The 26,073-nt window shown below is 65.4% G+C and carries 30 protein-coding genes; 17 read left to right on the forward strand and 13 right to left on the reverse strand.

The annotated features are described in order from the left end of the window. Positions 1-24 precede the first annotated feature (24 nt). Together XH83_RS16550 and surE are read left to right on the forward strand one after the other, a co-directional pair. Complete coding sequence (locus tag XH83_RS16550) at positions 25-387, forward strand: hypothetical protein (protein WP_194407982.1); 363 nt, start codon at positions 25-27, stop codon at positions 385-387. A gap of 104 nt (positions 388-491) precedes the next feature. Beyond that, positions 492-1,259 (forward strand): 5'/3'-nucleotidase SurE, encoded by a 768-nt coding sequence (gene surE / locus XH83_RS16555; RefSeq protein WP_194407983.1) that lies wholly within the window; start codon positions 492-494, stop codon positions 1,257-1,259. Between the two features lie 12 nt (positions 1,260-1,271). Here surE and XH83_RS16560 read toward each other — a convergent pair whose 3' ends face one another. Continuing rightward, entirely contained in the window at positions 1,272-1,655 is a 384-nt protein-coding gene (locus XH83_RS16560) for a response regulator (protein WP_194407984.1), read from the reverse strand. A 229-nt stretch (positions 1,656-1,884) separates the two neighbouring features. Between XH83_RS16560 and XH83_RS16565 the strand changes: the two genes are divergently transcribed. Further along, positions 1,885-2,535 (forward strand): protein-L-isoaspartate(D-aspartate) O-methyltransferase, encoded by a 651-nt coding sequence (locus XH83_RS16565; RefSeq protein ID WP_194407985.1) that lies wholly within the window; start codon positions 1,885-1,887, stop codon positions 2,533-2,535. A 109-nt stretch (positions 2,536-2,644) separates the two neighbouring features. Further along, a complete protein-coding gene (locus tag XH83_RS16570; RefSeq protein WP_194407986.1) occupies positions 2,645-4,039 on the forward strand; it encodes a LysM peptidoglycan-binding domain-containing M23 family metallopeptidase in 1,395 nt (464 codons plus the stop codon). A 74-nt stretch (positions 4,040-4,113) separates the two neighbouring features. On the opposite strand, the gene XH83_RS16575 is transcribed toward XH83_RS16570, so the two are convergent. Beyond that, positions 4,114-5,106, reverse strand: coding sequence for an ATP-binding protein (locus tag XH83_RS16575; protein ID WP_194407987.1), 993 nt, complete (start codon positions 5,104-5,106; stop codon positions 4,114-4,116). Positions 5,107-5,287: 181 nt separating this feature from the next. On the opposite strand from XH83_RS16575, the gene yajC reads away from it, so the two are divergent. Genes yajC through XH83_RS16605 form a run of 6 tightly spaced genes read left to right on the forward strand, consistent with a single transcriptional unit; the run spans position 5,288 to position 10,950 of the window. Further along, on the forward strand, positions 5,288-5,662 hold the full coding sequence (gene yajC, locus XH83_RS16580) for a preprotein translocase subunit YajC (protein WP_194407988.1): 375 nt from the start codon (positions 5,288-5,290) through the stop codon (positions 5,660-5,662). 47 nt (positions 5,663-5,709) lie between these two features. Then, positions 5,710-7,314 (forward strand): protein translocase subunit SecD, encoded by a 1,605-nt coding sequence (secD, locus tag XH83_RS16585; protein WP_194407989.1) that lies wholly within the window; start codon positions 5,710-5,712, stop codon positions 7,312-7,314. Between the two features lie 11 nt (positions 7,315-7,325). Continuing rightward, positions 7,326-8,345: a protein translocase subunit SecF gene (gene secF, locus XH83_RS16590; RefSeq protein WP_194407990.1), complete on the forward strand. Its 1,020-nt coding sequence runs from the start codon at positions 7,326-7,328 to the stop codon at positions 8,343-8,345. A 60-nt stretch (positions 8,346-8,405) separates the two neighbouring features. Then, positions 8,406-8,789: an Mth938-like domain-containing protein gene (locus XH83_RS16595; protein ID WP_194407991.1), complete on the forward strand. Its 384-nt coding sequence runs from the start codon at positions 8,406-8,408 to the stop codon at positions 8,787-8,789. 7 nt (positions 8,790-8,796) lie between these two features. Further along, positions 8,797-9,660 carry a phytoene/squalene synthase family protein gene (locus XH83_RS16600; protein WP_194407992.1) on the forward strand — a complete coding sequence of 288 codons (864 nt, stop codon included), beginning with the start codon at positions 8,797-8,799 and terminating at the stop codon, positions 9,658-9,660. Between the two features lie 45 nt (positions 9,661-9,705). Beyond that, complete coding sequence (locus tag XH83_RS16605) at positions 9,706-10,950, forward strand: threonine ammonia-lyase (protein WP_194407993.1); 1,245 nt, start codon at positions 9,706-9,708, stop codon at positions 10,948-10,950. Positions 10,951-10,958: 8 nt separating this feature from the next. Here the strand turns inward: XH83_RS16605 and XH83_RS16610 are convergent, their stop codons facing one another. The 8 genes from XH83_RS16610 to XH83_RS16645 form a co-directional block, all read right to left on the reverse strand. Then, a complete protein-coding gene (locus XH83_RS16610; RefSeq protein WP_194407994.1) occupies positions 10,959-12,137 on the reverse strand; it encodes an aminotransferase class V-fold PLP-dependent enzyme in 1,179 nt (392 codons plus the stop codon). Between the two features lie 23 nt (positions 12,138-12,160). After that, entirely contained in the window at positions 12,161-12,574 is a 414-nt protein-coding gene (locus XH83_RS16615; RefSeq protein WP_194407995.1) for a GFA family protein, read from the reverse strand. 91 nt (positions 12,575-12,665) lie between these two features. Continuing rightward, complete coding sequence (locus XH83_RS16620) at positions 12,666-13,238, reverse strand: CAP domain-containing protein (protein ID WP_194407996.1); 573 nt, start codon at positions 13,236-13,238, stop codon at positions 12,666-12,668. An 83-nt stretch (positions 13,239-13,321) separates the two neighbouring features. Further along, positions 13,322-14,416, reverse strand: a complete 1,095-nt coding sequence (locus XH83_RS16625) for a serine/threonine protein kinase (protein ID WP_194407997.1) — start codon at positions 14,414-14,416, stop codon at positions 13,322-13,324. Positions 14,417-14,423: 7 nt separating this feature from the next. Further along, positions 14,424-15,851 (reverse strand): methylenetetrahydrofolate--tRNA-(uracil(54)-C(5))-methyltransferase (FADH(2)-oxidizing) TrmFO, encoded by a 1,428-nt coding sequence (gene trmFO / locus XH83_RS16630; RefSeq protein ID WP_194407998.1) that lies wholly within the window; start codon positions 15,849-15,851, stop codon positions 14,424-14,426. Between the two features lie 128 nt (positions 15,852-15,979). Next, a complete protein-coding gene (locus XH83_RS16635) occupies positions 15,980-16,132 on the reverse strand; it encodes a DUF1127 domain-containing protein (protein WP_007590701.1) in 153 nt (50 codons plus the stop codon). A 481-nt stretch (positions 16,133-16,613) separates the two neighbouring features. Continuing rightward, complete coding sequence (locus tag XH83_RS16640; RefSeq protein ID WP_194407999.1) at positions 16,614-17,438, reverse strand: lytic transglycosylase domain-containing protein; 825 nt, start codon at positions 17,436-17,438, stop codon at positions 16,614-16,616. A 131-nt stretch (positions 17,439-17,569) separates the two neighbouring features. After that, complete coding sequence (locus XH83_RS16645) at positions 17,570-18,478, reverse strand: DUF2189 domain-containing protein (protein ID WP_194408000.1); 909 nt, start codon at positions 18,476-18,478, stop codon at positions 17,570-17,572. Positions 18,479-18,812: 334 nt separating this feature from the next. Here XH83_RS16645 and XH83_RS16650 point away from each other — a divergent pair, with 334 nt between their 5' ends. Then, positions 18,813-19,205 (forward strand): DUF3597 domain-containing protein, encoded by a 393-nt coding sequence (locus XH83_RS16650; protein ID WP_194408001.1) that lies wholly within the window; start codon positions 18,813-18,815, stop codon positions 19,203-19,205. 52 nt (positions 19,206-19,257) lie between these two features. Here XH83_RS16650 and XH83_RS16655 read toward each other — a convergent pair whose 3' ends face one another. Then, positions 19,258-19,533: a GNAT family N-acetyltransferase gene (locus XH83_RS16655; RefSeq protein ID WP_194408002.1), complete on the reverse strand. Its 276-nt coding sequence runs from the start codon at positions 19,531-19,533 to the stop codon at positions 19,258-19,260. 103 nt (positions 19,534-19,636) lie between these two features. Here XH83_RS16655 and XH83_RS16660 point away from each other — a divergent pair, with 103 nt between their 5' ends. Next, complete coding sequence (locus tag XH83_RS16660; RefSeq protein WP_194408003.1) at positions 19,637-20,566, forward strand: tetratricopeptide repeat protein; 930 nt, start codon at positions 19,637-19,639, stop codon at positions 20,564-20,566. A gap of 199 nt (positions 20,567-20,765) precedes the next feature. Then, the gene (locus tag XH83_RS16665; RefSeq protein ID WP_194408004.1) at positions 20,766-21,161 is read left to right on the forward strand and encodes an SPW repeat protein; all 396 of its coding nucleotides are present in this window, start codon (positions 20,766-20,768) and stop codon (positions 21,159-21,161) included. 48 nt (positions 21,162-21,209) lie between these two features. Here the strand turns inward: XH83_RS16665 and XH83_RS16670 are convergent, their stop codons facing one another. Next, the gene (locus XH83_RS16670; RefSeq protein WP_194408005.1) at positions 21,210-21,485 is read right to left on the reverse strand and encodes a GNAT family N-acetyltransferase; all 276 of its coding nucleotides are present in this window, start codon (positions 21,483-21,485) and stop codon (positions 21,210-21,212) included. A 118-nt stretch (positions 21,486-21,603) separates the two neighbouring features. After that, positions 21,604-21,963, reverse strand: a complete 360-nt coding sequence (locus tag XH83_RS16675) for a hypothetical protein (protein WP_194408006.1) — start codon at positions 21,961-21,963, stop codon at positions 21,604-21,606. A 94-nt stretch (positions 21,964-22,057) separates the two neighbouring features. Here XH83_RS16675 and XH83_RS16680 point away from each other — a divergent pair, with 94 nt between their 5' ends. From XH83_RS16680 to XH83_RS16695, 4 genes are all read left to right on the forward strand, one after another. Then, positions 22,058-22,555 carry a hypothetical protein gene (locus XH83_RS16680; RefSeq protein ID WP_194408007.1) on the forward strand — a complete coding sequence of 166 codons (498 nt, stop codon included), beginning with the start codon at positions 22,058-22,060 and terminating at the stop codon, positions 22,553-22,555. 105 nt (positions 22,556-22,660) lie between these two features. Further along, entirely contained in the window at positions 22,661-24,268 is a 1,608-nt protein-coding gene (locus tag XH83_RS16685) for an acyl-CoA synthetase (protein WP_194408008.1), read from the forward strand. A 9-nt stretch (positions 24,269-24,277) separates the two neighbouring features. Continuing rightward, complete coding sequence (locus XH83_RS16690; protein ID WP_194408009.1) at positions 24,278-25,138, forward strand: PCC domain-containing protein; 861 nt, start codon at positions 24,278-24,280, stop codon at positions 25,136-25,138. Between the two features lie 107 nt (positions 25,139-25,245). Continuing rightward, the gene (locus XH83_RS16695) at positions 25,246-26,013 is read left to right on the forward strand and encodes an AAA family ATPase (RefSeq protein ID WP_194408010.1); all 768 of its coding nucleotides are present in this window, start codon (positions 25,246-25,248) and stop codon (positions 26,011-26,013) included. Positions 26,014-26,073 lie beyond the last annotated feature (60 nt).

Genomic DNA, 26,073 nt, shown 5'->3' on the forward strand with positions numbered 1-26,073 from the left:
CCCCGCAACGCGAACCCACCGTTCATGGCCTTGCACCGCGACATCTTCTGGGTCGGCAGACAATGGGCGGTGACCGGTGCCGGCATTCAGGCCGTCGATCAGCGCCTGCGCGGCGTACTCGATATCGACATCGCGCGGCTCTGGGACGACCGTCTCGTGCAGAGCCGGCGGGCCAAGCCCGGCGTGAATGCCGCTGATTTCGACAAGGCGCTGACGATGGCGCGTGAACGCTTTCCGCAGGCGCCGGAGGTAAATTCGCTGGTTGCGCAATTGGAGGCGCTCGGCGTGATCGAGGCCCCCGTCGTCAGTCCGGCCGTCCCGGCGATGCAGCTGCGCGCGGAGGGCCGGCTCGCGCGCTTCCTGCCGCAATGGCGCATCCGCCGCTGACAGGGCAGGGAACCTGCCGCCGGACCGCAATCGCCCGGTTTGCCTGATCGGCCCCAGCCGGATAAGACGGCTCAGACCCCGCTGTTCTGGAATCGACCCTTCGCATGCGCATCCTCTGCACCAATGACGACGGCATCCACGCTCCCGGCCTCAAGGTCGTGGAGGAGATCGCGCGAGCATTGTCCGACGACGTCTGGGTGGTGGCGCCCGAGCTCGACCAGTCCGGCGTGTCGCACTCGCTGTCGCTGAACGATCCGCTGCGCTTGCGCGAGGTCGGGCCCCGGCATTTTGCCGTGCGCGGCACGCCGACCGACTGCGTCATCATGGGCGCGCGCCATATCTTGGGGCCCAAGCTGCCCGACATCGTGCTGTCCGGGGTCAACAAGGGCCGCAACGTCGCCGAGGACGTGGTCTATTCCGGCACCATCGCCGGCGCGTTGGAGGGTACGATCCTTGGCCTGCCGTCGTTCGCCCTGTCGCAGGAGTTCAGCGTCGAGACCCGCGAACGGCCGCCGTGGGACACCGCGCGCAAGTTCGGGCCCGACATCCTGCGCAAGGTGATTGCCGCGGGCATCCCGAAGGATACCGTCATCAACGTCAACTTCCCGTCCTGCGCGCCGGAGGATGTGCTCGGCATCCGCGTCACGCGCCAGGGCAAGCGCAATCTCGGATTCCTGCGGATCGACGAGCGCAAGGACGGGCGCGGCAATCCCTATTTCTGGATAGGCTTCGAGCGCGCCGCGATGATGGACACGCCGGCAGACGGTACCGATCTCGCCGCGCTTCGCGAGCGCTATGTCTCGGTCACGCCGCTCAGGCTCGACCGCACCAACGAGGCGTTTTCGGAAGAGCTCAGCGCGACGCTGAAATAACGGCCATCCGGGTTACGGAATTTCCCTAGCGCCGCGGAGCGCGGCTTCGATGGTCTTGCCAAGCGCGTCGAGCTGAAACGGCTTCTGCAGCGCCGGCCGGTCGCGGTACTGCTCGGGCAGGCCGGAGGAGCCGTAGCCGGTGGCGAAGATGAACGGGCAGCCCTTGGCCTTGATCACGTCGGCGACCGGCGAGATGACCTTGCCGTTGACGTTGACGTCGAGAATGGCGATGTCGAATTCGGTCACCTGGGCAAGCCGCATCGCCTCGTTGATGTCGCCGGCCTCGGCTGCGACCTTGTAGCCGAGCTCCTCGAGCATGTCCGCGACCATCATCCTGATCATCACCTCGTCCTCGACGAGGAATACAGAGCGGCCGGAAAGCCCTGTCGCGGTCATGGTTGAGTCCTTGCCCATTGCCAAAAACGTTCGCAGATAACACGAATTGACGCAATGCGCGTTTCGATCAATGGGGGCCTGAAAATGGTCATCGCAGCTCGTCCGTGGCAAGCCTATTTGTGGTCAAATGCTTCGCTCGAAGGCTATCATGAGTTCCTTGAGCAGGAACACGATTCTGGGGCCCGGGGCTTGATGTCCAACGGGCTCGCCTAGACAGCATAAGCAGGCAATGACCTCCTATCAGCACCCGCCGGAAAAGATGATGTTTCAGCTCACGCTGAGGCGTCGGGGCATCAGCGACCAGGCGGTGCTGCGAACCATGGAGGCGGTGCCGCGCGAGCAATTCGTCGACGAGGCTGATCGCGAGGTCGCTTACCGCGACAGTGCGCTGCCGATCGCCTGTGGGCAGACCATCAGCCAGCCCTTCGTCGTGGCCTACATGACCGAGCAGCTGCAGCTCCAGAAGCAGCACCGCGTGCTCGAGATCGGGGCGGGTTCCGGCTATCAGGCGGCCGTGCTGTCGCGGCTCGCCGGCCAGGTCCTGACGGTCGAGCGCTATCGCAAGCTTGCGGACACGGCACGCGCCAGGCTCGAAAAGCTCGGCTGCCACAATGTCGAGGTGATGCTTGGGGACGGTCTCAACCTGCCGCCCAATATCGGCCCGTTCGATCGCATCATTGTCACTGCTGCGATGGAGCAGATTCCGGAGAATCTGGTCGAGCGGCTGGAGGTTGGCGGCATCCTGATCGCGCCGGTCGGCCCGCATCAGGGCGTGCAGACCCTGGTGCGCCTGACCCGCGGCGCAGCCGGCATCGAGCGCAAGGAACTCGTCGAGGTCCGCTTCGTGCCGGCGCTCCCCGGGGTGGCGCGGGAGCTGTAGAATTCCGGATCGGCTGTGCCGCCAACATCTTATTGGGAGGGTTAAGCCGTTATTTACTCGGCGCGTGTTTACTTAAAACACCAGTTCTGTTGCGTACGAGTGAGTAACCATGTCCGCTGTCGCCGAGTTGCTTTACTCGCGCCGCGTGCCGCAGGTCGCGGTGCTGGCGCTGATTTCCTTCAGCTTCGCAGGGTGCAGCGCCGACATGTCGTCGCGGCTGTCCCAGTCGAACTTCTCCAATCCCTTCGCGTCGGACCAGACCGGCTCGGTGCAGCATGCGCCGCCGCCGCAGCCTCGTGAGCTGCCGCAATATGCGCGGCCGCAGACCCAGTCCGGCTATTATCAGTCGCAGCCCTTGCCGCCGCCGGCGGTGTCCGCGCCGCAATCCTATCCCGTTGCCGCAGGTGGAGGGGTGTCCGGAGGCGGGCGCGGTGTCAGCTCCTACGCGCCCCCGGCGCAGCCGCATCTGGAGACCACGGCCACCGTGCCGCCGCGCTCTGTTGCGGCCGCTCAGCCGACCGGCGGGACCAAGATCATCGTCGGGACCAGCGACACGCTCGACGTGCTCGCCAAGCGCTATCACGTCACGCCGCAGGCGATCCTTGCCGCCAACGGCTACAAGGGTCCGCGCGCGCTTTCGCCTGGCCAGCAGCTGATCATTCCGCATCCGGCCACAGCCGCTGCGCCGGCGATGGCCCCGGTCGCGGCAGCTCCCGCGATGGCGCCTGCTGCGAAGCCGGTTGCCGCCATGGCGGCGCCGTCGAGCACCCACTTCGTCAATCATGGTGACACGCTCGCCAGCATTGCCCGCAAGAACCATATCTCGTCGGCCGAGCTTGCCCGCGCCAACGGTCTCGATCCATCGGCCAAGCTCAAGCTCGGCACCAAGCTGAATGTGCCGGGCGCAAAGACCGCTGCCGTCGCGGCGCCGGTTGCCGCAGCTCCGGTCGCACATGCTCCGGTGGCTGGCACGCTGCAGCCCGTTGCTGCCGCTTCCGCGCCCGTCACGAAGATGGCCGCAGCCGGCGCACCCGTGCAGAGCGCACGCCTCGCCCAGGCCACCACCACGATCGAAGAGAAGCCCGCCGAGGCCCCGGCGAAGGCTGCGGAGACCACCAGCGCGCTGCCGACCTTCCGCTGGCCGGTGCGCGGCAAGGTGGTCACGAGCTACGGCGCCAAGACCAACGGCAAGTCCAATGACGGCATCAATCTCGCGGTGCCCGAGGGGACGCCCGTCAAGGCGGCCGAAGATGGCGTCGTTGCCTATTCCGGCAACGAGCTGAAAGGTTACGGCAATCTGGTCCTGGTTCGGCACTCCAACGGCTACGTCACCGCATATGCCCATGCGAGTGAGCTGATGGTGAAGCGCGGCGATACCATCAAGCGCGGTCAGGTCATTGCCAAGTCGGGTCAATCCGGAGAGGTGGCGTCGCCGCAGCTCCACTTCGAGATCCGCAAGGGATCGAGCCCGGTTGACCCGCTTCAATTCCTGAACGGGGCGTGAGGCGCCGCCAAATTGTCGCTCGTCAATAATCGCCCGCGAAAGCGGGCGATCTCGTTTTGGGTCGACGGCTTCCGCTAGTTCGTCTTCAGTTTGACACCTAGCCGGCCCGCCAGTTCCTGCACGAACTGCCAGGCGACGCGGCCCGAGCGGGAGCCGCGGGTGGTCGACCATTCCAGTGCCTCGCGCTCCAGCGCCTCGTCGCCGGCCTCAACGCCGAAATGGCTGCAATAGCCCCGCACCATGGCGAGGTATTCGTCCTGGCTGCAGCGGTGGAAGCCGAGCCAGAGGCCGAAGCGATCGGACAGCGACACCTTCTCCTCGACGGCTTCGCCGGGATTGATCGCGGTCGAGCGCTCGTTCTCGATCATGTCGCGCGCCAGCAGATGGCGGCGGTTCGAGGTGGCGTAGAGGATGACGTTCTCGGGCCGGCCCTCGATGCCGCCTTCGAGCACGGCCTTGAGCGATTTGTAGGACGCGTCGTTGCCGTCGAAGGAGAGGTCGTCGATGAACACGATGAAGCGGAAGCTGGCGTCGCGGAGCTTCTCCATCAGCATCGGCAGCGTCTCGATGTCCTCGCGGTGGATCTCGATCAGCTTCAGCCTGTTGGCGGCCTTGCGGTCGGCGTTGATGCTGGCATGTGCGGCCTTCACCAGCGACGATTTGCCCATGCCGCGTGCGCCCCAGAGCAGGGCGTTGTTGGCGGGCAGGCCACCTGCGAAACGCTCGGTGTTCTCCATCAGGATGTCGCGCATCCGGTCGATGCCCTTGAGCAGGAACAGCTCGACGCGGCTGACCCGCGGTACGGCCGCAAGGCGGCCGTCTGGGTGCCAGACATAGGCGTCCGCGCGTTCGAACGACTCACGCGCGGCGGCCGGCTTGGCCTGGGCTGCGAGGTGCGCCGCAATGGTCTCCAGCGCGCGGACGATGCGCTCCTGGGAGAGGTCCGGGGCTGCCTTCACGGCCCCCTCGGGAGTCCCCTTGGGGCGTTTTGCCGCGACGCGGGCGGGCTTGCGGGCAGGGGTACGGGGGCCTTTGCCGGCCGGGCTTTTGGTTGGTTTTTGGGGCATGTCCGAAGTTCCTGAGAACGCAGCCTTATCGGGCCTGAGGGGCCGCCGCAAGGTGGCCAAATCGCCGGTCTGGCAGCGTTGCAATTGGGGCAATGGCCGCTATAGTCCGCGCGAATTTGACCGAGCCGGTCGCCTTTGAGGGCCTGACCGGCTTTCCCCCGTTCTCACGAGGATCGTCCGAATGCTGATTACCCCTGCGTATGCCCAGGCCGCGGGCGCCGGTGACACCAACAGCATGTTGATGTCGCTGCTGCCGTTCGCCCTGATCTTCGTGATCATGTACTTCCTGATTCTGCGTCCGCAGCAGAAGAAGGTCCGCGACCACGCCGACCTCGTGAAGAACATCCGCCGCGGCGACACCGTCGTGACCTCGGGCGGCCTCGTCGGCAAGGTCACCAAGGTCGTCGACGACGACCAGATCGAGTTCGAGATTTCCGACGGCGTGCGGGTGCGCCAGATGCGCCAGATGATCTCCGGGGTGCGCGCCAAGGGCGAGCCGGCGAAGGAATCCAAGGATAGCAAAGAAGCCGCCAAGGACGACGCTTCGTCGAAGTGAGCGCTTCCGCGAGTATCTCAAGTCTCCTGATCTGACAGGTCCAGTCGATGTTGTATTTCACGCGGTGGAGGGCGCTCGGGATTATCCTGACGGCGCTGATCGTGTGCCTCTGCGCGATCCCGAACTTCTTCCCCGAGGCCCAGGTCAAGACCTGGCCGGCCTGGGCGCAGCGGCGCCTCGTGCTCGGCCTCGACCTCCAGGGCGGCTCCTATCTGCTGCTCGAGGTCGATTCCAACTACGTGAAGAAGGAGCGGCTCGATCAGGTCCGCGACGACGTTCGACGGGCGCTGCGTGATGCCAAGATCGGCTTCACTGGCGGCGTGGTCGTGCGCAACGACGCGGCCGAGGTTCGCATCACCAAGGAAACCGACGTCCAGGCTGCGCTCGCCAAGTTGCGCGAATTGTCTCAGCCGCTGGGCGGCCTGATGGGATCCAGCGGCCAACGCGACCTCGAGGTCAGCGATGCCGGCGGCGGGGTGATCCGTCTGACCGTCCCGCAGGCCGCAATGCTCGATCGTCTGCGCAAGACCATCGAGCAGTCGATCCAGATCGTCGAACGCCGCGTCAACGAGCTCGGCACCGTCGAGCCCGTGATCCAGCGCCAGGGCAATGACCGCATCCTGGTGCAGGTCCCCGGCCTGCAGGATCCGACCCGCCTGAAGAAGCTGCTCGGCGAGACAGCGAAGATGGAATTCCGCATGGTCGACACGACCGTGTCGCCGGACCAGGCGCAAGCGGGCAGGTTGCCGCCGGAATCCGAGCTGCTGATGAGCGCGTCGCCGCCACCGACGCCCTATGTGGTCAAGAAGCAGGTCCTGGTCGCCGGCGGCGACTTGATCGACGCCCAGGCGACCTTCGACCAGCGTACGAGCGAGCCGGTCGTCAGCTTCAAGTTCAATACCTCGGGCGCGCGCAAATTCTCGCAGGCCACGCAAGAGAATGTCGGGCTGCCCTTCGCGATCGTGCTCGACAACAAGGTGATCTCGGCGCCCCGGATCAACGAGCCGATCACCGGCGGTCAGGGGCAGATCTCGGGCAGCTTCACGGTCCAGTCCGCCAACGATCTCGCGATCCTGATGCGCGCCGGCGCGCTGCCGGCCCCGCTCACGGTGGTCGAGGAGCGCACCGTCGGTCCGGGCCTCGGCCAGGACTCGATCGAGAAGGGCGAGCTGGCGGCTTACGTCGGCTCGATTCTCGTCGTCGTCTTCATGCTGCTGACCTACCGGCTGTTCGGCGTGTTCGCCAACATCGCGGTGGCCATCAACGTCGCCATGATCTTCGGCCTGCTGTCGCTGCTCAACGCCACGCTGACGCTGCCCGGCATCGCCGGCATCGTGCTCACGGTCGGCATCGCGGTGGACTCCAACGTGCTGATCTACGAGCGTATTCGTGAGGAGCTGCGCGGCGGCCGCAACGCGATTTCGGCGATCGACGCCGGCTTCAAGCGGGCGCTGGCGACCATCCTCGATTCCAACATCACGACCTTCATTGCCGCCGCGGTGCTGTTCTACATCGGCACCGGCCCGGTGCGCGGCTTCGCGGTGACGCTGGGCATCGGCATCATCACCACGGTGTTCACCGCCTTCACCATGACCCGGCTCATCGTCGCCGGCTGGGTGAGGTGGAAGCGGCCGCAGAGCGTGCCGATCTAGGAGCTAAGACCGTGACACACTACGTTCTCATCGGGCTTGGCATCCTGATTGCCGTCCTCACCGTGGTCGCCGCGCTCGGCGTGCTGCCGTCGCTGCGTATCGTCCCTGACGACACGCATTTCGATTTCACGCGCTTCCGCCGCATCAGCTTCCCGATCTCGGCGGCGCTCTCGATCATCGCGATTACGCTGTTCTTCACCCACGGGCTGAACCTCGGCATCGACTTCAAGGGCGGCACGCTGCTGGAGGTGAGGGCCAAGTCCGGCGCCGCCGACATCGCGGCGATGCGCACGACGCTGGACAGCTTGCGCCTTGGCGAAATCCAGCTTCAGCAGTTTGGCGGCCCCGAGAACGTCTTGATCCGCGTCGCCGAACAGCCCGGCGGCGACAAGGCGCAGCAGGATGCCGTGCAGAAGGTGCGCACCGCCCTCGGCGATTCCATCGAATACCGCCGCGTCGAGGTGCTCGGTCCGCGCGTCGCCGGAGAGCTCTTGGCCTACGGCATGCTCGGCCTGATGCTCGCGATCATCGCGATCCTGGTCTATCTCTGGTTCCGGTTCGAATGGCAGTTCGCGCTGGGCGCCATGATCGCCAACGTGCACGACATCGTGCTGACGATCGGCTTCATGTCGATCAGCCAGGTCGATTTCGACCTGACCAGCATCGCCGCGCTTCTGACCATTCTGGGCTATTCGCTCAACGACACCGTCGTCATCTACGACCGTATCCGTGAAATGCTGCGTCGCTACAAGAAGATGCCGATGCCGCAGCTGCTCAACGAATCCATCAACTCGACGCTGTCGCGTTCGATCATCACCCACTTCACGGTGACGCTGGCGCTGCTGGCGCTGCTGTTGTTTGGCGGGCACGCCATCCACAGCTTCACCGCGGTGATGATGTTCGGCGTGGTGCTGGTCGGTACCTACACCTCGATCTTCATCGCTGCCCCGATCCTGATCTATCTCGGCGTCGGTGAGCATCGCGAGGATGCGAAGGACGAGGCTCCGCCGGCGAAGAAAAGCAAGGCGTGATCCGAACCGCATGTCCCCGCACGAGTTGGCGAGGGCAATAGGCTCATTCGGACGAAGCACATGGCCGGCGATCCCAACGCACCGCATTTCCCGCGCTCGGCGCCGATCGAGGCCTACGGCAAGGGCGGCTTCGCCTTTGCCGGCATGTCGCACCGGGGCTCGCTGCTGTGCCTGCCCGACGCGATCTGGGCCTGGGACGTGACGGACCCCGCGAGGATCGACCGCTATTCGCTGGACCGGGTGTTCGCGGCCGCCAACGGCATCGACACGCTCCTGATCGGCACCGGCACCGGGCTCTGGCTGCCGCCGCCGGAGCTGCGCCAGGCGCTCAAGGCGCAGAGGGTGGTGCTGGACACGATGCAGACCGGGCCTGCCGTGCGCACCTACAACATCATGATCGGCGAACGGCGGCGGGTCGCGGCTGCGCTGATCGCGGTGCCATGAACAGCACATGAGCAGCACCGCGCCGTCACCCGATTCCGTCACTTTCTGCGCTGATCTCGTGCGCAGCCATGATTTCCCGCGCTATGCCGCGACGCTGTTCGCGCCCGCCGCCCAGCGCCGCGCGCTGCTCGCGCTCTACGCCTTCAATGTCGAGATCGTCCGCGTCCGCGACCAGGTCAGCCAGCCCTTGCCCGGCGAGATCCGCTTTCAATGGTGGACCGATCTGTTCTCGGGCATGGTCCACGGCAGCGCCGAGGGCAACCCGGTGGCAGCGGAGTTGCTGCGTGCGATCCGTGATTTCAACCTGCCGGTCGAGCCGCTGTCGCTGCTCGTCGACGAGCACCAGTTCGACCTCTACAACGACCCGATGCCGACGCTGACGGCGCTGGAGGGCTATCTGGCTGCGACCTCATCGGCGTTGTTTGGTCTGGCGGCGCAGATTCTGACGCCCCCGTCCGAAGTCGTCGAACATCTCGCGCGTCATGCCGGTCTGGCGCAGGGCATCGTGCAAATCATCGCGAACCTGCCGCGCGATGCCTCGCGCCGGCAGCTGTTCCTGCCGCAGCAGGTGCTGGCGAGCCATGACTGCCAGATGGAAGACGTGTTCGCCGGCAAGGAGACGCCGGCCTTGCGGGCCGTGCTGGAGCAACTCGCGGGCGAAGCGCAGCGGCATCTGACAACCGCCTTGTCGCTGCTAACCGACGTGCCGGCCGCGGTGCGTCCTGCATTTCTGCCGCTGAGCCAGGTCGGGGCCGATCTCAGGCGCCTGTCGCAGCCCGGCCGCAATCCGTTCGCGGTGCAGCCGGCCTCGCGGCTCCGTACGCTCTGGACATTGTGGCGGGCTTCACGTTCCCGGGAATTTACCAAATAGCGGCTGGCTTATCGCCGCGAACCACGGGATGCTCTATGCTGTCCCATGGCTGAGTTGTCCCAAACCACATCGCCTGACCGGAGCGGTTTTCCGGTTGCCCCGAGCGACGTTCATGCCGCCGCCGACACCATCCGCGGCGCCGTCGTCGAGACGCCCTGCAGCTACAGCCGCACGCTGAGCAGCATCTGCGGCTGCGAGATCTGGCTCAAATTCGAGAACCTTCAGTTCACCTCGTCGTTCAAGGAGCGCGGTGCGCTCAACCGCCTCACTGCACTGACGGCCGAGGAGCGCGCGCGCGGCGTCATCGCGATGTCCGCCGGCAACCATGCGCAGGGCGTCGCCTATCACGCCAAGCGGCTCGGCATTCCCGCCACCATCGTCATGCCGGTCGGCACGCCCATGGTGAAGGTCGAAAACACGAGGCACCACGGCGCGGAGGTGGTCGTCACCGGCGCGACGCTGGAGGAGGCGGCCGCGTTCGCGCGTAGCCACGGCGAAGCTAGAAGCATGGTCTTCGTCCACCCCTACGACGATCCGCTGGTGATCGCGGGGCAGGGCACCGTCGGGCTGGAAATGATGAGAGCGGTGCCGGAGCTCGATACGCTGGTTGTCCCGATCGGCGGCGGCGGGCTGATCAGCGGCATCGCCATCGCCGCGAAATCGATCAAGCCGTCGCTGCGAATCCTCGGCGTCGAGGCCTGGCTCTATCCCTCGATGTACAACGCCATCCATGACGGCAATCTGCCGGCGCGCGGCGATACGCTCGCCGAAGGCATCGCGGTGAAATCGCCCGGCAAGATCACCACCGAGATCGTACGCCGTCTCGTCGACGACATCGCGCTCGTCAACGAAGCCGAGCTCGAGCGCGCGGTGGCGACGCTGATCTCGATCGAGAAGACCGTGGTCGAGGGCGCCGGCGCCGCCGGCCTCGCCGCGCTGATGTCCGATCCCACCCGCTTTGCCGGCCAGAAGGTCGGTCTCGTCCTGAGCGGCGGCAATATCGATACGCGGCTGATCGCATCCGTCCTGACGCGCGAGCTCGCGCGGGAGGGCCGGCTGACCCAGCTCTCGCTCGATATCCCTGACAGGCCCGGGCAGCTGGCCGCCGTGGCCGCGCTGCTGGCCGAAGCCGGCGCCAACATCATCGAGGTCTCGCACCAGCGGACGTTCTCCGACCTGCCGGCCAAGGCGACGCTGCTGCAGCTCGTCATCGAGACCCGCGATGCCGCCCATCTCGACGAGGTCATGGCCAGGCTCAGCGCATCCGGACTGAGCGCGCGCTGCACGTGAGCGCGCCGCTACCGGGACGCCAAACCCGCCAGATGCGCGATCAGCCGGTCGACCTCGGATTCCGTGTTGTAATAATGCGGTGAGGCCCGCACCACATGCGGCAACGCGCGAAGTTCGGCATCGATGCGCGTGCTCGCCGGATCTGAAGCGCCGATCGTGATGCCGGCCGTGGCCGCACTGGCGACAATCGCGTCTGCCTCGTGCCCGTCCATCGTGAAGCTGACGATGGCGCCCGGCGTGCGTCCGAGGTCGCGGATGGTGACGCCGGGAAGGGCGGCGAGGCCGCTGCGAAGACGGCCGGCAAGCAGGCGGCAGCGCTGCTCGATCGGGGCGATACCGATATCGAGGGCGTAGTCGACGGCCGCGCCAAGTCCAAGCCGGGCCGCGTAGTTGTTCTCCCAGGTCTCGAAACGGCGGGCATCGTCCCGTAGTTGATAGGCGTCTCGCGAGACCCATGGCGCCGCAAAGTGGTCGATCATCGGCGGCTCCAGCCGTTGCAGCAGCGCGCGGCGAATGTAGAGAAAGCCCGTGCCGCGCGGGCCGCGCAGGAATTTGCGTCCCGTGGCCGATAGCATGTCACAGCCGATGGCTTCCACGTCGACCTCCATCTGGCCGACCGCCTGGCAGGCGTCGAGCAGGTAGGGAACGCCGTGCGCCCGCGCGATCTTGCCGATCGCCGCCGCCGGATTGACCAGCCCGCCATTGGTCGGAACCCAGGTGATCGCAATCAGCGTCACCCGATCGTCGATCATCCGTTCGAGCGCGCCGATGTCGAGCTCGCCGCTGGTATCGCTCGGCACTACGTCGATGACCGCGCCGGTGCGCTTGGCGACCTGGAGGAAGGCGACATAGTTGGCGGCGTATTCCGCCTCGGCGGTCAGGATGCGGTCGCCCTTGCGAAACGGAAGTGAATAGAACGCCATCTGCCAGGCAACGGTGGCGTTCTCCACCAGCGCGATCTCGTCCGGCGCGGCATTGAGCAGGCGCGCCACCGAGCCGTAGACCGCGTCGAGCCGTTCGGCCTCGCGATCGGCGGCGGCATAGCCTCCGATCTCGCTTTCGAGATCGATGTGTCCCTTCATCGCCGCGACAACCGGCGTCGGCATCAGGCCAGCGCCCGCGTTGTGAAGATAGGCGAGCCGGCTGGTGGCTGGCGTGTCGGCACGAATTCGGTCGAGGTCAATCACGTCAGGATCTCCGCCTCGCCGCGTCAATGCGGCATCTCTTCGAACTGCGGCAGGTTGAGAGGCGTGTTCCAGGCCAGACGGCGCTTGGTGAACATCTCGAGCTTCGGTGCGACCAGGTCGGGCCGGTCCAGGCTTCCCAATTGCACGAAGACCGTCTTGGGGAAACTGTCGAGGTTCGACGTGAATATCCGAGCGCCGCATTCGGGGCAGAAATTGCGGTCCAGGCCCTTGCCGGAGTTCGCTATGTAGTGAAAGGCCTTCGGCTTGCCGCTGAGGATCGTGAAGTCGTCCTCCGGCACTGCGAAGAACGTCGCCATCTCGCCGCCCGAGGCGCGCTTGCAGTCGTTGCAATGGCAATTGGCGATGAAGCTCGGGTTGGTGTCGAACTCGAACTTGATGGCGCCACAGGCGCATTGAGCTGTGTATTTCTTGGCCATTGGTTGCCTCGGGATGATCGGGACAGCGGCGCAGCCATATTGGCTGGCAGGAGAGGCGCACGCAACAGCGCATGCCGCGCGGCGGCTCGTCTCAAATGCAGAGGCCGAGCAGCTTGACGTGGCAGCTGCTCGATTTGGGCTTGGACGCGGATTTGGGTTTGCTCGCGGGCGCGACCTCGCGTTTCACGGCAACGACGGGCTCTTTGTCTTTCTTCTTACCCTTGCCCTTCGGCTCGTAATCGCCGGCGATCACCATCGCCCAATAAGTGCGCTTGCCGCTGGCGTTCCTGGCGCTGGCGATGCCGACGCGGGAGGCGTTGTGCAGCAGCAGGTTCTTGCGATGGCCGGACGAGTCGATCCACTGTCCGAGCGTCTTCTCGAAATTGTCGTAGCCGTAGGCGATGTTCTCGGCGGCGCGGCCCGCACCGGCCGGCGCGACGCGGCGGTTGAACGGTCCGAGGGCGTCATGGCTGAGATCGTCCTTCCCCGCCATCGCCTTCGCCTGGTCCATGGCGATGCGGTCCAGGGTGGCGTCGCGGACGACGCGGACTTCGCCGTGCTTGAGTCGGAAGCTGGAGATCAACTCGGCCGGAGACTCGGCCATCGCGGGCGTGCCCGCCAGCAGCAGAAGGCCGGCGATCATTCCGCCAACCCCACGACGCATCATCGTCCCCCGAATGCCCATGATCCCGCCACGCCCGAATGATCCGACCGCTTCTCTATCGTCAATGTGGACGCTTCAAGGCGCTAGCTTGCCGGCAGATCCGCTTCGAAGTTGAAGCGGTCGCGCAGGTTTTTCCGCTGTTCCAGGATGTCCTTGAGGAAGGCGCGGTCCTGGTCGTTCTTCATCAACGGCTCGATCAGGTCGAGCTGGTTCATGGCAACCAGTTGCAGGATCTCGGTGCGCGGCTTGCCGCTGGTGTCGCGCGGCAGCGCGTGCACGACCTGAATGTGCTCCGGCGGCTTCGGCCCCTTCGCGGCCGTCAGCTCGTTTCGCAACTGGCCTTCGAGCGTGGCCTGGTCCGCCTCGACGAAGGCATAGAGCCCGACGCCGGAGCGGCGGTCGGCAAACGCGACGATGGCGGTATCGCGCACGGCCGGATTCTTGCGGATCAACGCCGTCAGCACCGGCGCATCATTGACCAGCCGGCGGCCGCCGCCTTCGCGGTCGGTGAAGTTGAACAGGCCGCGCGTGATGGCGCGATAGACCTTCTTGCCGGTGGCGAGCCACAGGCTCGCGGCAAAGGACTTCTTCGCGAGAATCTTTCGCTCGCGCGGGGTCAGCGCCTCGGGCGCATAGGAGCGCTTGTGCTTGAGCAGATGCCGAAGATCTTCATAGGCGAGGATGCGATAGAGCCGGCCGCGTCGGTCAAAGCAGGCCGCGAGCTGGAAGTCGGTCACATAGGCGCGGCCATCACGGCCGACCAGCCAGTTCTGCTCCTTGGCAAGATCGTTGTGGCAGATCCCGGCACGGCGCAGCCGGCGCAGTGCCGCCTTGGCGGAACGGAAATAGGCGAGGTCGCCGTGCGGCTTTGCCAGATGCAATGCGGCGCCGTCGACGAAGCCGCGCACCAGCGCCCGCTGTCCCGCCCAGAGCAGCTCGGGGCCGATATCGAGGCCCTTGGCGCGCGCCAGAGCGTGCTTTTCGCGCGCGAACAGATGACGCGCCAGAAGGAATGACCACCACGGCACTTCGTCGAGCCGGCGCAGCACAGCGTCGACCTCGCCGCCGTCGCCGCGGAAGCGGCCGCGCTCGACGGTCGAGAACACGTCGCGCTTGAGCAGCACGCCCTCGGTCCAGCGCGCCGAGAGCGCCGCGGCGTCGTCTTTGGGGAGGCTCATCTTGGACTCACGCGGCGGCGGCGATGCGCAGGTGATCGGCGATCCAGCGATCGAGATCGGCGAGCGCCCGCGCGCTCATCGCCTGCTTCTTGGCCACCGTCTTCTCGTTGCCGCGCAGGCGCGTGCCGTCGGGCTTTTTGGTCGGCATGGTCGCGAGCGGCGGGAACAGGCCGAAATTGATGTTCATCGGTTGGAACGAGCGCGTGCCCGGTTCGATGGTCTCGATATGGCCGCCGGTGATGTGGCCGAGCAGCGATCCGAGCGCGGTGGTGCCTGGCGGACTGACCAGCGTCTCGCCGCGCGCATCCGCGGCCGCATAGAGACCGGCGATCAGGCCGACGCTGGCGGATTCCACATAGCCCTCGCAGCCCGTCATCTGGCCGGCAAAGCGCAGCCGCGGCTGGGCGCGCAGGCGCAACTGACTGTCGAGCAGCTTTGGCGAGTTCAGGAAGGTGTTGCGATGCAGGCCGCCGAGGCGGGCGAATTCGGCGTTCTCCAGCCCCGGAATGGTGCGGAAGATGCGCTGCTGCTCGCCGTACTTCAGCTTGGTCTGGAAGCCGACGATGTTGTAGAGCGTGCCGAGCTTGTTGTCCTGGCGCAGCTGCACGATGGCATAGGCCTTGGTAGTGGGATCATGCGGGTTGGTGAGACCGACCGGCTTCATCGGGCCGTGACGCAGCGTCTCGGGACCGCGCTCCGCCATCACTTCGATCGGCAGGCAGCCGTCGAAATAGGGCGTGTTGGTCTCCCATTCCTTGAACTCGGTCTTCTCGCCCGCGATCAGCGCGGCGACGAAGCCGTCATACCGCTCCTTGGTCATGGGGCAATTGATGTAGTCGGCGCCGGTGCCGCCAGGGCCGACCTTGTCGTAGCGCGACTGGAACCAGGCGATCGACATGTCGATGGATTCGCGGTGGACGATCGGCGCGATCGCATCGAAGAAGGCGAGCGCGTTCTCGTCGGTCAGCGCGCGGATGGCCTCGGCCAGCGGCGCGGAGGTAAGGGGTCCGGTGGCAACGATCACGTTGCTCCAATCGGCCGGCGGCAACCCTGAAACCTCGCCGCGGGCGATCTCGATCAGGGGATGGTCGTTGAGGGCCTTGGTGACGGCGGCGGAGAAGCCGTCGCGGTCGACCGCCAGCGCCCCGCCGGCGGGCACCTGGTTGGCATCGGCCGCGCGCATGATCAGCGAACCAAGCCGGCGCATCTCCGCATGCAGGAGGCCGACAGCGTTGTTGGCGGCGTCGTCCGAGCGGAACGAATTGGAGCAGACGAGCTCGGCGAGCCCGTCGGTGCGATGCGCTTCGGTCATGCGGTCCGGCCGCATCTCGTGCAGCACCACGGGCACGCCGGCTTTCGCCACCTGCCAGGCGGCTTCAGAGCCGGCGAGACCGGCGCCGATCACGTGCACGGGGTTGGATAGGGGGGCTGTCATGGGGCGGACAGGTAGCGCTTTTCGGCGGAGAGTGGAATCGCCGAGATCGAGTTTTCTGCCACCAGATACGACAACGCCCGCACGAGGCGGGCGCTATCGGTCCGTTCCGGTGAGGGGCTGAGCGGATATCAGCCCTGATACTGACCGGCGGCAACGCGCGGGATGTCCGAGCGATCAAGGCCGATATCGGCCAGTTCGCGATCGCTGAGCTGGGACAGCTCGGCAACATTGCGCTGATAGTCCCGGAAGGCCTGGATCATGCGGATGAGCGAGAGCAGCATAGGTAGTCTCCTGTAGTTCGATTCAGCCCTTAGTCGGCCTCGTCGTTGAAATGAATATAGAAGAGAGTATTGCAGTGCGGAAGTTCCGATGTTGCGATGCAGCTAAGCGAGCAGCGCATGACGAAGGTAACGGACGATTAACCGGAAGGCGCTCCCGCTCAAAACCTAGCCATAGTCGTGCGGAATCGGCTACAAATACCCGTAACATCACGGACTTAGGGGGGGATCTTTTGATCTGGATCATCGCGGAAATATGCTGCACGGGGCCGAGCGGAAGCGTACAAAACAGCGACTGGACCCAACTCTTGCCCGCGTGATTCGCATAGGTAAAATTGTCTATGAATGAATATTAGTTCAGTTTAAGGGATCGATCGACGCGTGAAAATTCGATTTTCGTGAGATGACGCGCACGGGCCCTTGGCGAGCCAGCGCGTAGAGGGATGGCGCGCGGGGTGTCTGCGGGGCGTTCAGGCCGATGCGCTTAAGGCGCGCGTGCGAGCTGCGTGGCGAAATAGGCGACGGTCTTGGAATAGACCTCGCTCTTGTTCCACTGCTTGAGCACCTCGAAATTCGGGCTGCCCGGCTGCCAATCCTTGCCCTTCTGCCAGCCATAGCCGGCGAGATAATTGGCGGTGGAGGCGAGCACGTCGGGCGCGTTGTGCAAGAGGTCGCGCTTGCCGTTGCCGTCGAAATCGACGGCGTATTTCATCCAGGACGACGGCATGAACTGGGTCTGGCCGAGTTCGCCGGCCCAGGCGCCCTTCATCTCGGCTGGCGCGAGATCGCCGCGCTGGACGATGCGCAGCGCATCCATCAGCTCGGCGCGGAACTGCTCGGCGCGCCGGCAGTCATAGGCCAGCGTTGCCAGCGAGCGGATCGTGGCGAACTTGCCGGTGTTGACGCCGAAATCCGTTTCCAGGCCCCAGATCGCGACCAGGACCTCGCCGGGAACGCCGTAAGTCTGCTCGATGCGCGACAGCACCGAGCCGTACTGCTTCATCCTGTTGGAGCCACGCTCGAGGCGCGGCGGCACCATGCGACCGGAAAACTCCTCGAAGGTCTGGCTGAAGACCTTTTGCGAGCGGTCGCGGTTCAGCACGCTCTGATCCAGCGTCACGCCGGCGAGACCCGATGCGATGGCCTGTTGTGAGATGCCCTTGGCCGCAGCGTCGGTTTTGAACTCCGCAAGCCAGGCATCGAAATTACCCGAACCGCAGGCGACGGCGGCGCGCGCCGGCTGGGCGGAGAGGATGGATGCGGAGAGGGCGAAGGCTGCGAGAGCGAGACGAGAAATCGTCGAGGTCATTCGAGTCAATGAATTCCGTGAAGCGATCTGGCCGGCGGCGCGCAATCTCGGTCGGAACCGCGGCCAAAGCAAGGCGTGGGACAGGGCGCGATCCTGCCCGAGGCCGGGCAGGATCGCATGTCACGATATCGTCAGGCGTCCGTCCTGTTTCGCCAGGGGAAGAGGTTGGCCGGGAAGTCGGCCGCAGGCTTGCGCGGACGAGGCGGCGGGGGCGGCACAGGGCGTGCACCGGGCTCCGAGACGATCACCTTGCGATAGAGATGCCAGGTGGCATGGCCGAGCAGGGGGATCACCACGGCAAGGCCGAGGAAGGCCGGGATGGTGCCGAGCGCGAGCAGCACCGCGACGATCAGGCCCCAGGCTGCCATCGGCACCGGGTTCCTTGCGACGACGCGCAGTGAGGTGCTCATCGCCTCGAACGCGCCGGCATGGCGGTCCAGCATCAGCGGGAACGACACGGCACTGAGGCAGAGCGCGGCGAGCGCGAACAGGAAGCCGACGCCGCAGCCGACCACGATCAGCCACCAGCCTTGCTGCGTCGTCAGCACGCGGGTCATGAAGTCCGAGATGCCGCTTGCGCCCTCATAACCGAACGCCGCGACGTAGATCGCCTGCGCAGTTGCAACCCAGGTCACGAACAGAGCGAGCAGCAGCGTGCCGAGGCCAAGCATCGCCCCGAACGAAGGCGAGCGAAGCACCTCCATGGCATCCCAGGCACTGGCTTCTTCATAGCGCTCGCGCCGGCTGGACAGCTCGTAGAGACCCAGCGCCGCGAAGGGGCCAATCAACGCGAAGCCGGCGGCCAGCGGAAACAGCAGCGGCAGCACCGAATAGCCCATCACCACGCGGGCGAGCACGAGGCCGAGCACCGGATAGATCACGCAGAGGATGATGGCGTGGCTCGGAACGGCCTTGAAATCGTCCCAGCCGCGTCGGAGCGCATCGTGCAGATCGGAGAGTTGGATGGTTCGGATCACCGGTCCGGCCGCATCTCCGGTCCGGCCCATCGTGGGGACATTGCCCTGGTAGAGTGTGGCCATGGTCGCTAGCTCCCTTGCCGAGCGGCCGAATCCACGCCGGCAAACGGCGCGAGCGGCCGCCATTCTTGAGTTTCGCGAGTCCGACCAGACGCGAATTCCGGAAGGCATCGCGAGCTGAACGCAAAGCGTACGCCCATTTCCGAGTCCTGTCCCTCACGCTTGGGTGAAATTCGATTCCGCAGCGCAACTTTCGGCGGCGTCATTCGGTCGTCATTTCGCCGCAGATAAGCTGATGCTGCGTGTCGGTTCGCAGAACTTCGCGGGCGCAACGCAGTGACTTGGTCTATAAGTACCACTCAAGGCCCTTCCAACGGATCCTTTTCGGGGAGCAGATATGAGCATTTTCGGTAAAATCATGAGCGCGATCTTCGGTGGCCAGCCGGCATCCGCCGCGCCCGCCGGTGGCGCAGCTTCACCGGCCGGAGCCGCGCCGGAGGCGTCGGCGCCGGCTGCCGCGCCCATGGCAGCGGTCGACGTTGCCGCGATCGTCGACAAGGCGGTGGCCGCGCACAAGGGCGAGAAGCTCGAATGGCGGACCTCGATCGTCGACCTGATGAAGGCGCTCGACATCGATTCCAGCCTCGCCGCGCGCAAGGACCTCGCCAAGGAGCTCGGCTATACCGGCGACATGAACGACTCCGCCAGCATGAACGTCTGGCTGCACAAGCAGGTGATGTCCAAGCTCGCCGCCAATGGCGGCAAGCTGCCGCCCGAGATCAAGCACTGACCGAACTCCGGTCGTGCCGGAAGGGCCCGCGATCTCGCGGGCCCTTTTGCTTTCAGGCGACGAGATCCGCGTCCTCCGGATGCCTGTCGAGATAGTCGACGACGAAGCCGCAGCCGGCGATCACCTTCCTGCCGTCGCGCCGGATCAGATCCAGCGCGCCCTTGACCAGCTCGGAGGCGATGCCGCGGCCGCGCAACGCCCGCGGCGTCTCGGTATGGGTGATGATGACCGCCGTCGGGGTCAGCCGGTAATTGGCGAAGGCGATGTCGTTGCCGACATCGAGCTCGAAGCGGCCCCTGTCCTTGTTGTCCCGTACCGATGCGGCCATGCAAGATCCTTCCGACGTGCTGCTTTTCCCTGATCTAGGCGTCTGAACCGGCCCTTGCCAAGGAGCGACCAAGGATGGTTGTCGCAGGGGAGATATCCGTAAAATGCGTGTCCGGTTCAGTCTCATGGTCGTGCTTGCCACGCTCACCGTGACGGCGCCGGCTGCGGCCGAAGGCGGCCCGGCCTGGGATGCCTGCGTGGGGCTGACCAGCACGCCGGACCAGCGGGTCAAGGCCTGCTCCACCGTGATCGACACCAAGAGTGAGAGCGGCCGCAGGCTCGCCGGGGCCTATTGCAACCGCGGCCATGGTCTTACCGAGAAGCGCGAGCTCGACGCCGCGCTGTCCGATCTCGACGAAGCGATCAGGCTCGCTCCGGATTATGCCTGCCCCCACAACAATCGCGGCCGCGTCTATTCGTTCAAGCGCGACTACGACCGCGCCATTGCCGATTACGACCAAGCCATCAAGCTCGATCCTTCGTTGGCGCTAGCCTACAACAATCGTGGCGAGTCCCGCTTCAACAAGGGCGACCTCGACGGCGCCCTGACCGATTTCGATGCGGCGATCAAGCGCAACCCGAATTCCGCCATGGCCTATGGCAATCGCGGTCTCGTCTATTACCGCAAGCACGACACCGCACATGCGCTCGCCGACTATACGATGCGGATCAAGCTTGCGCCCGATCTGCTCGCCTATATCGACCGCGGCAACGTCTACCGGGACACCGAGCAGCTCGACCGTGCCGCTGCGGACTATGGCGAGGCCATCCGCCTCGCGCCGACCGACGCGCGCGGCTGGCGCAATCGTGGCATGATCCGCCTCTTCCAGGGCGACAACAAGGGCGGTGTTTCCGACTACGACAAGGCGTTGCAATACGATCCCACGGACGCGTTCTCGTGGAATAATCGCGGGCAGGCCCGTTTGCGGCTTGGCGACAAGCAGGGCGCGATCGTCGATTTTCGGAAGGCGCTGGAGTTGAAGCCCGGCCTGGCGAGCGCGCAGGACTCGCTGCGGAAGCTCGGAGCGCTATAGCCGCGGTGCGGTAGGAAAGTTATGACCCGCGTGCAGCGCGCGGCCGTCGAAATAATCCGTCATCCTGCTCTTGCGCAGCCGCCCGCGGTTCCCACGTCTTTTGCAGGACATACGTCCGAATGCGGCCGGCAGGGTCGCGAGACATTCGGAAGTCGTGATCGCCAGCCGCCGACGTGTGCCTCTGTCATAGGAGGGTACGATGTCGGACTTTGGTTTTTTGAATACTCATCGAACGTGGGAAGACTGGTGCGGGATGCTGCTGGGCGCGGTGATCGTGGCCTCGCCATGGTTTCCCGTGCAGGATCCGGCGATTGCAGGACATCAGACGGTGATCCTGAACACGGTGGCAATCGGTCTGGTCGTCTTTGGCATCAGCCAGCTCGAATACGTTGCCCTCCAGCGCTGGCAGGAGGTGACGACGATCCTGATCGGACTGTGGCTCATCGCCTCGCCCTACGCCATGGGCTATTCCGGCGACGGCTTTCTCCGCGTCTATCACACGGGCCTCGGCGCCGTGCTCGTGCTGCTCGGCGTACTGCAACTGTGGCAGGACTGGGACCTGACTGACCAAGACATGCTCAAGCACGGACAATAGCCGTAGATGTCGGCGGGCCCGCTGGCCGCAGGCGGCGGGCCCGTGTCCCTATCTCGCCACGAGATCCTGATAGTCCGCGTGCTTCTCGATCCACGCCTTCACGAACGGACATTGCGGGATCACCTTCAATCCGGCCGTGCGGACCTGGTCGAGCGCGCCTTGCACCAGCTTCGAGCCGACACCCTTGCCGCCGAGCTCCTTCGGCACGTCGGTGTGCTCGAAGGTGATCACATTGCCGTCGCGCTTGTAGTGCTCAGTCGCAAGGTGGCCTTCGACCTCGAGCTCGAAGCGGTGATCGGCCTTGTTGTCGATGATTGCGCTCATGTCGTCTCCGCTCGGCTCTGCGGCGAGGCCGTCAGCATCTTGGGGATCGCCAGTCCTCGTGCGCGAAGTCGTAACGCGCGATCAGGTCGATGGGTTTCCATTGTAACTGCAGTTCGATTCAGTCGGCCGCTTTGGCGAGCCTGGAATCTTCGGGCTGCCGCTGTGGGCGCAAGCAGCCCTGGCAGATGACCAGGGAGCGGTTGACCCTTGCATCCTGCTCGGCCTCGCTGCCGTCCTGCGCCTGCCACCATTCCTTCGAAGGCGGCTGAAGCTCGGCCTGCGACCCGTTGCGCTCGGATCGAGCCGCGGCGCGGGTTGGTTGCGAGACTGCATGCGGCCGATTGGGATCCTCGCCGGCGCCGTCCCAGGCATAACGCGCAGGCTTGAAGGCAGGATCGGGCGCCAGGCGCGCTTGAGGACCCACGGCACATCCGGCGAGCGCCAGCGACAACAGGAGGAGGGCGGGCGCTTTGACCATGATGGAACACTCTGTACGCGAGGACTGAGCGAGGGTGCGCCGATCATGTTTAAAATTCCCTGAACGATTGCGCTTGCGCCGGCGACCAACGCCCATGCGCCATCTGATGCTTCTGCTTGCCCTGATCGCCTCCGCCGCGCGCGCCGAGGATGCCAAGCCGTTCAATCCGTCCGACTATCCGCCCGGCGTGCAGACGGCGCTGCGCTACGCCAACGAGGAATGTACCAGCCAGGACGGCGGCGAGGTGACTTTCGCGCCTGATACGGTGCGCAGGATCGACCTCACCGGCGACGGCCGCGACGACTACATCATCGATTTCAGCGCGACCAAATGCGGGGACCGCGAGACCACTTATTGCGGAACCGGCGGCTGCGTCATGAAGATCCTGGTGACGCTGCCGGATGGCGGCGTGCGCGAAGTGTTCGACGGCTACGTCCTCCGCTACAGGGTCATGGCCTCGCCGGTGAAGCGCGGCGCCGCGCGCAGCATCCGCTTCGATTTGCATGGCAGCTTTTGCGGCGGCTTTGGTCCACAGGCGTGCGTCAAGCAGAAGGTGATTTCGGCAACGCCGTTCGCGTTCAAGCAGCCGTAGGGCTGATGTGCGGCCGGCGGCCTTGCGGGGTCGCGGGTGATGGCGATAAATGGGCTGCAATGAGCGGGTAGCCCAAGCGCCGTCCGCCCTCGAAGAGGAAGCCCGATGCCGCCCCTGCGCATGTCCCGCCGCGTCATGAATCTCGCTTACATGCTGACCCAGAATGCGCGGCGGCACGGTGCGCGTCCCGGCTTTGTCTGGGGTGACAGGTCCTGGACCTGGCGGCAGATCGATCAACAGGTCTCGGCGTTGGCCGCGGCGCTTGCTGCACGCGGCATTGCCAAGGGCGACCGCATCCTCGTTCATTCCAAGAACAGCGACGAGATGTTCTTCTCGATGTTCGCTTCATTCCGGCTCGGTGCAGTCTGGGTGCCCACCAATTTCCGTCTGATGCCGGATGAAGTCACTTATCTCGCAGAAGCCTCCGGGGCGAAGGCGTTTCTGTGCCATGTCGATTTCCCCGAGCATGCCGCGGCGGTGAAGGGGGGCGCCCTGGAGTTCACCTGGAGCCTCGACGGCAAGGGCGCCTTCGGCGAGACCTCGGTTGCGGAGGCCATCGCGGCGCGCGCCGGCGAGCTGGTCGAGAACGTCGCCGTCGAGCACGACGATCCCTGCTGGTTCTTCTTCACCTCGGGCACGACAGGCCGTTCCAAGGCCGCCGTCTTGACCCACGGCCAGATGGGTTTCGTCGTCACCAACCATCTCGCCGATCTCACCCCTGGCGTCACCGAGCACGATGCCTCGCTGGTGGTGGCACCGCTGTCGCATGGCGCCGGCGTGCATCAGCTGGTGCAGACCGCGCGCGGCGTCTGCACCGTCCTGCTGCCGACCGAGAAATTCGACATCGACGAGGCGTTCCGCCTGATCGAGACGCATCGGGTCGCCAATCTCTTCACGGTGCCGACGATTTTGAAGATGATGGTCGAGCATCCCGCCGCCGACAAATACGATCATTCCTCGCTGCGCCAAGTGATCTATGCGGGTGCGCCGATGTACCGCGAGGACCAGAAGACCGCGCTGAAGAAGCTCGGCAAGGTCATCGTGCAGTATTTCGGCCTGGGCGAAGTCACCGGCAACATCACCGTGCTGCCGGCGGCGCTGCACGACTCCGAGGATAGTCCGCATGCCAGGATCGGCACCTGCGGCTTCGAACGCACCGCCATGCAGGTGTCGATCCAGGACGACGAAGGTCGCGAGCTCGCGGCGGGCCAAAGCGGCGAGATCTGCGTGATCGGGCCTGCCGTGCTCGCCGGCTATTACGACAATCCCGAAGCCAATGCGAAGGCGTTCCGCAACGGCTGGTTTCGCACCGGCGATCTCGGCCACATGGACGAGGAGGGCTTTGTCTACATCACGGGCCGCGCCTCCGACATGTACATCTCCGGCGGCTCCAACATCTATCCGCGCGAGATCGAGGAGAAGATCCTGACGCATCCCGCGATCGGCGAGGTCGCCGTGCTCGGCGTGCCCGATGCGACCTGGGGTGAGGTCGGCGTTGCCGTCTGCGTCGCGCGCGAGGGCGAGAAGCCGGTGAGCGAAGCGGAGATGGCCGCGTTTCTCTCGCCAAAAGTGCCGCGCTACAAGATGCCGAAGCGGTTCTTCTTCTGGGAGGCCTTGCCGAAATCCGGCTATGGCAAGGTGCCGAAACGCATGGTGCGCGACGAGCTCGAGGCCCGCGGCCTGCTCGATCTCGACAAGACGAAGGCAGGCTGAGTGCAGGCCATGCGGAGCATCAAGCAGCCGGGCGCGCCCGTCGCAGAACGCATCCAATGGGTGGAGGCGAGGGCGCGCGCATTCTCGTTCACGCTTCAGGCGGATGTCCCGCTGTTGGAGGCCGCGCGGCGCGGCTTTGCGGCCGAAGGTTTTACGAGCGGCGTCCTCAGCTTCCGGCACGGCGTGCTCGGGCCGTTCGCCTATGTCATGCCGGCACTGTCGAAGACCGGCGAGAACGCGGCGTTCTATAGCGACACCTATCGGCCGGATGGGACGACGCACACGAAGCTCGGCAGCCTCACGCTCGGCACGCGCGACGGCGCACCGTTCTTTCATTGCCATGGGCTGTGGGCGGAGGCGGACGGCAAGGCCGGCGGTGGCCACATGCTGCCGGACGAGACTGTCGTCGCCGAAGCGTTCGAGGTCGAGGCCTTCGGCATCGACGGCGCGATGTTCACCGCCGAGCCCGATCCCGAGACCAATTTCAAGCTGTTCGGACCGGTGCCCGCTGAGCGCACGGGCGCGCGCACGACAAGCCGCGCATTCGCGCTGCGGCTGCGGCCGAACCAGGACTTTGCGTCCTGCCTCGAAGAGTTCTGCGGCGCGCAGGGCATCGCGCGAGCGAAGATCCATGGCGGGGTCGGCTCGACCATCGGCGCGCGCTTCACGCACGGCGGGGCGACGGAGCCGTTTGCGACCGAGCTTGCCGTGACGTGCGGGCTGATCGCGCCCGGGCAGTCCAGCGTGCTCGAAGCTGCGCTCGATGTCGCGCTGGTCGACTACACCGGCGGCCTGGCAGAGGGGCGCCTGGTCCGCGGCGACAATCCGGTGCTGATGACGATGGAGCTGGTGCTGGAGGTGCTGGATTAGGCTGCAGCCGAGGATTTCGCCAGCGTAGCCTGCCGGTTGCATGGATCTTATGTTCCCTATATGTTCTTTTGGGGTTGTCTGTAGCAGAACGGGCGGAAAGGCGGACTATGAGCCGGAGAGGTCATCGCACTATCAACCTGCCGGCGCCGTATCTGAAGCGGGTCTGGCTGGACCCGTCGCGGGTGGGTGATCGCGAGGCCTATCCGTTTTGCCTTCCCATCTTGCCAGATGATTTCGAGCTCAATTTCGACACCGCCATCACGATCATCGTTGGAGAGAACGGCACCGGGAAGTCGACGATCCTCGAGGGCATCGCAGCGCTTGCCGGCTACGACGATGCCGGGGGCGGGAAGGGCTACATGCCGGTCGACCACTCCGAGGCGCGCGAGAGGATGGGTGGCCAACTCGCCAAGGCGCTGCGCGCGAGCTGGCTGCCGAAGATCACCAACGGCTGGTTTTTTCGCGCCGAGAGTTTTTTCTCGGTGGCGCGGTATCTCGACAAGGCCGCGCGCGATGCCGGTCAGGTCGGCCCCGATTTCCTGTCGCATTCCCACGGTGAAGGCTTCCTGCGCTTCTTCGAGGAGCGCTGTCAGCGCCAGGGTATCTTCATCTTCGACGAGCCGGAATCGGCGCTGTCGCCGGCGCGGCAGATCGAGTTCTTGAAGCTGTTGCGGCGCATGGAGGAGTCCCGGATCTGCCAGGTCGTCATGGCGACGCACGCGCCGATGCTGATGGCCTATCCCAACGCGCGGCTGCTGCGGCTCGGGAAATACGGCCTTGAGCCGGTGACGGTGGAGGAGACGGATCATTATCGCTTGATGCGCGAATTCTGTGACGACCCGCACGCCTTCGTGGAGGCGACGCTGGGGGAGTAGGTGAGCGTCTTTGACGGTAGTTCTCTCCGCGGTCATAGGGAGGAGCCCTTGCGGCGAAGC

The sequence above is a fragment of the Bradyrhizobium sp. CCBAU 53351 genome (genome assembly GCF_015291745.1).
Classification (GTDB): Bacteria; Pseudomonadota; Alphaproteobacteria; order Rhizobiales; family Xanthobacteraceae; genus Bradyrhizobium.

Excerpts from the sequence above, each read along its gene's own strand:
- XH83_RS16675 (WP_194408006.1), bottom strand. The coding sequence starts at position 21,963 with ATGGTCAAAGCGCCCGCCCTCCTCCTGTTGTCGCTGGCGCTCGCCGGA.
- XH83_RS16645 (WP_194408000.1), bottom strand. The coding sequence starts at position 18,478 with ATGGCCACACTCTACCAGGGCAATGTCCCCACGATGGGCCGGACCGGA.
- XH83_RS16670 (WP_194408005.1), bottom strand. The coding sequence starts at position 21,485 with ATGAGCGCAATCATCGACAACAAGGCCGATCACCGCTTCGAGCTCGAG.
- XH83_RS16635 (WP_007590701.1), bottom strand. The coding sequence starts at position 16,132 with ATGCTGCTCTCGCTCATCCGCATGATCCAGGCCTTCCGGGACTATCAG.
- XH83_RS16690 (WP_194408009.1), top strand. The coding sequence starts at position 24,278 with ATGCGGAGCATCAAGCAGCCGGGCGCGCCCGTCGCAGAACGCATCCAA.
- yajC (WP_194407988.1), top strand. The coding sequence starts at position 5,288 with ATGCTGATTACCCCTGCGTATGCCCAGGCCGCGGGCGCCGGTGACACC.
- XH83_RS16600 (WP_194407992.1), top strand. The coding sequence starts at position 8,797 with ATGAGCAGCACCGCGCCGTCACCCGATTCCGTCACTTTCTGCGCTGAT.
- XH83_RS16685 (WP_194408008.1), top strand. The coding sequence starts at position 22,661 with ATGCCGCCCCTGCGCATGTCCCGCCGCGTCATGAATCTCGCTTACATG.
- XH83_RS16595 (WP_194407991.1), top strand. The coding sequence starts at position 8,406 with ATGGCCGGCGATCCCAACGCACCGCATTTCCCGCGCTCGGCGCCGATC.
- XH83_RS16660 (WP_194408003.1), top strand. The coding sequence starts at position 19,637 with ATGCGTGTCCGGTTCAGTCTCATGGTCGTGCTTGCCACGCTCACCGTG.
- XH83_RS16615 (WP_194407995.1), bottom strand. The coding sequence starts at position 12,574 with ATGGCCAAGAAATACACAGCTCAATGCGCCTGTGGCGCCATCAAGTTC.
- XH83_RS16650 (WP_194408001.1), top strand. The coding sequence starts at position 18,813 with ATGAGCATTTTCGGTAAAATCATGAGCGCGATCTTCGGTGGCCAGCCG.
- XH83_RS16655 (WP_194408002.1), bottom strand. The coding sequence starts at position 19,533 with ATGGCCGCATCGGTACGGGACAACAAGGACAGGGGCCGCTTCGAGCTC.
- XH83_RS16565 (WP_194407985.1), top strand. The coding sequence starts at position 1,885 with ATGACCTCCTATCAGCACCCGCCGGAAAAGATGATGTTTCAGCTCACG.
- XH83_RS16550 (WP_194407982.1), top strand. The coding sequence starts at position 25 with ATGGCCTTGCACCGCGACATCTTCTGGGTCGGCAGACAATGGGCGGTG.
- XH83_RS16680 (WP_194408007.1), top strand. The coding sequence starts at position 22,058 with ATGCGCCATCTGATGCTTCTGCTTGCCCTGATCGCCTCCGCCGCGCGC.
- surE (WP_194407983.1), top strand. The coding sequence starts at position 492 with ATGCGCATCCTCTGCACCAATGACGACGGCATCCACGCTCCCGGCCTC.
- XH83_RS16570 (WP_194407986.1), top strand. The coding sequence starts at position 2,645 with ATGTCCGCTGTCGCCGAGTTGCTTTACTCGCGCCGCGTGCCGCAGGTC.
- XH83_RS16560 (WP_194407984.1), bottom strand. The coding sequence starts at position 1,655 with ATGACCGCGACAGGGCTTTCCGGCCGCTCTGTATTCCTCGTCGAGGAC.
- XH83_RS16625 (WP_194407997.1), bottom strand. The coding sequence starts at position 14,416 with ATGAGCCTCCCCAAAGACGACGCCGCGGCGCTCTCGGCGCGCTGGACC.
- XH83_RS16695 (WP_194408010.1), top strand. The coding sequence starts at position 25,246 with ATGAGCCGGAGAGGTCATCGCACTATCAACCTGCCGGCGCCGTATCTG.
- XH83_RS16605 (WP_194407993.1), top strand. The coding sequence starts at position 9,706 with ATGGCTGAGTTGTCCCAAACCACATCGCCTGACCGGAGCGGTTTTCCG.
- trmFO (WP_194407998.1), bottom strand. The coding sequence starts at position 15,851 with ATGACAGCCCCCCTATCCAACCCCGTGCACGTGATCGGCGCCGGTCTC.
- secD (WP_194407989.1), top strand. The coding sequence starts at position 5,710 with ATGTTGTATTTCACGCGGTGGAGGGCGCTCGGGATTATCCTGACGGCG.
- XH83_RS16640 (WP_194407999.1), bottom strand. The coding sequence starts at position 17,438 with ATGACCTCGACGATTTCTCGTCTCGCTCTCGCAGCCTTCGCCCTCTCC.
- XH83_RS16620 (WP_194407996.1), bottom strand. The coding sequence starts at position 13,238 with ATGCGTCGTGGGGTTGGCGGAATGATCGCCGGCCTTCTGCTGCTGGCG.
- XH83_RS16575 (WP_194407987.1), bottom strand. The coding sequence starts at position 5,106 with ATGCCCCAAAAACCAACCAAAAGCCCGGCCGGCAAAGGCCCCCGTACC.
- XH83_RS16665 (WP_194408004.1), top strand. The coding sequence starts at position 20,766 with ATGTCGGACTTTGGTTTTTTGAATACTCATCGAACGTGGGAAGACTGG.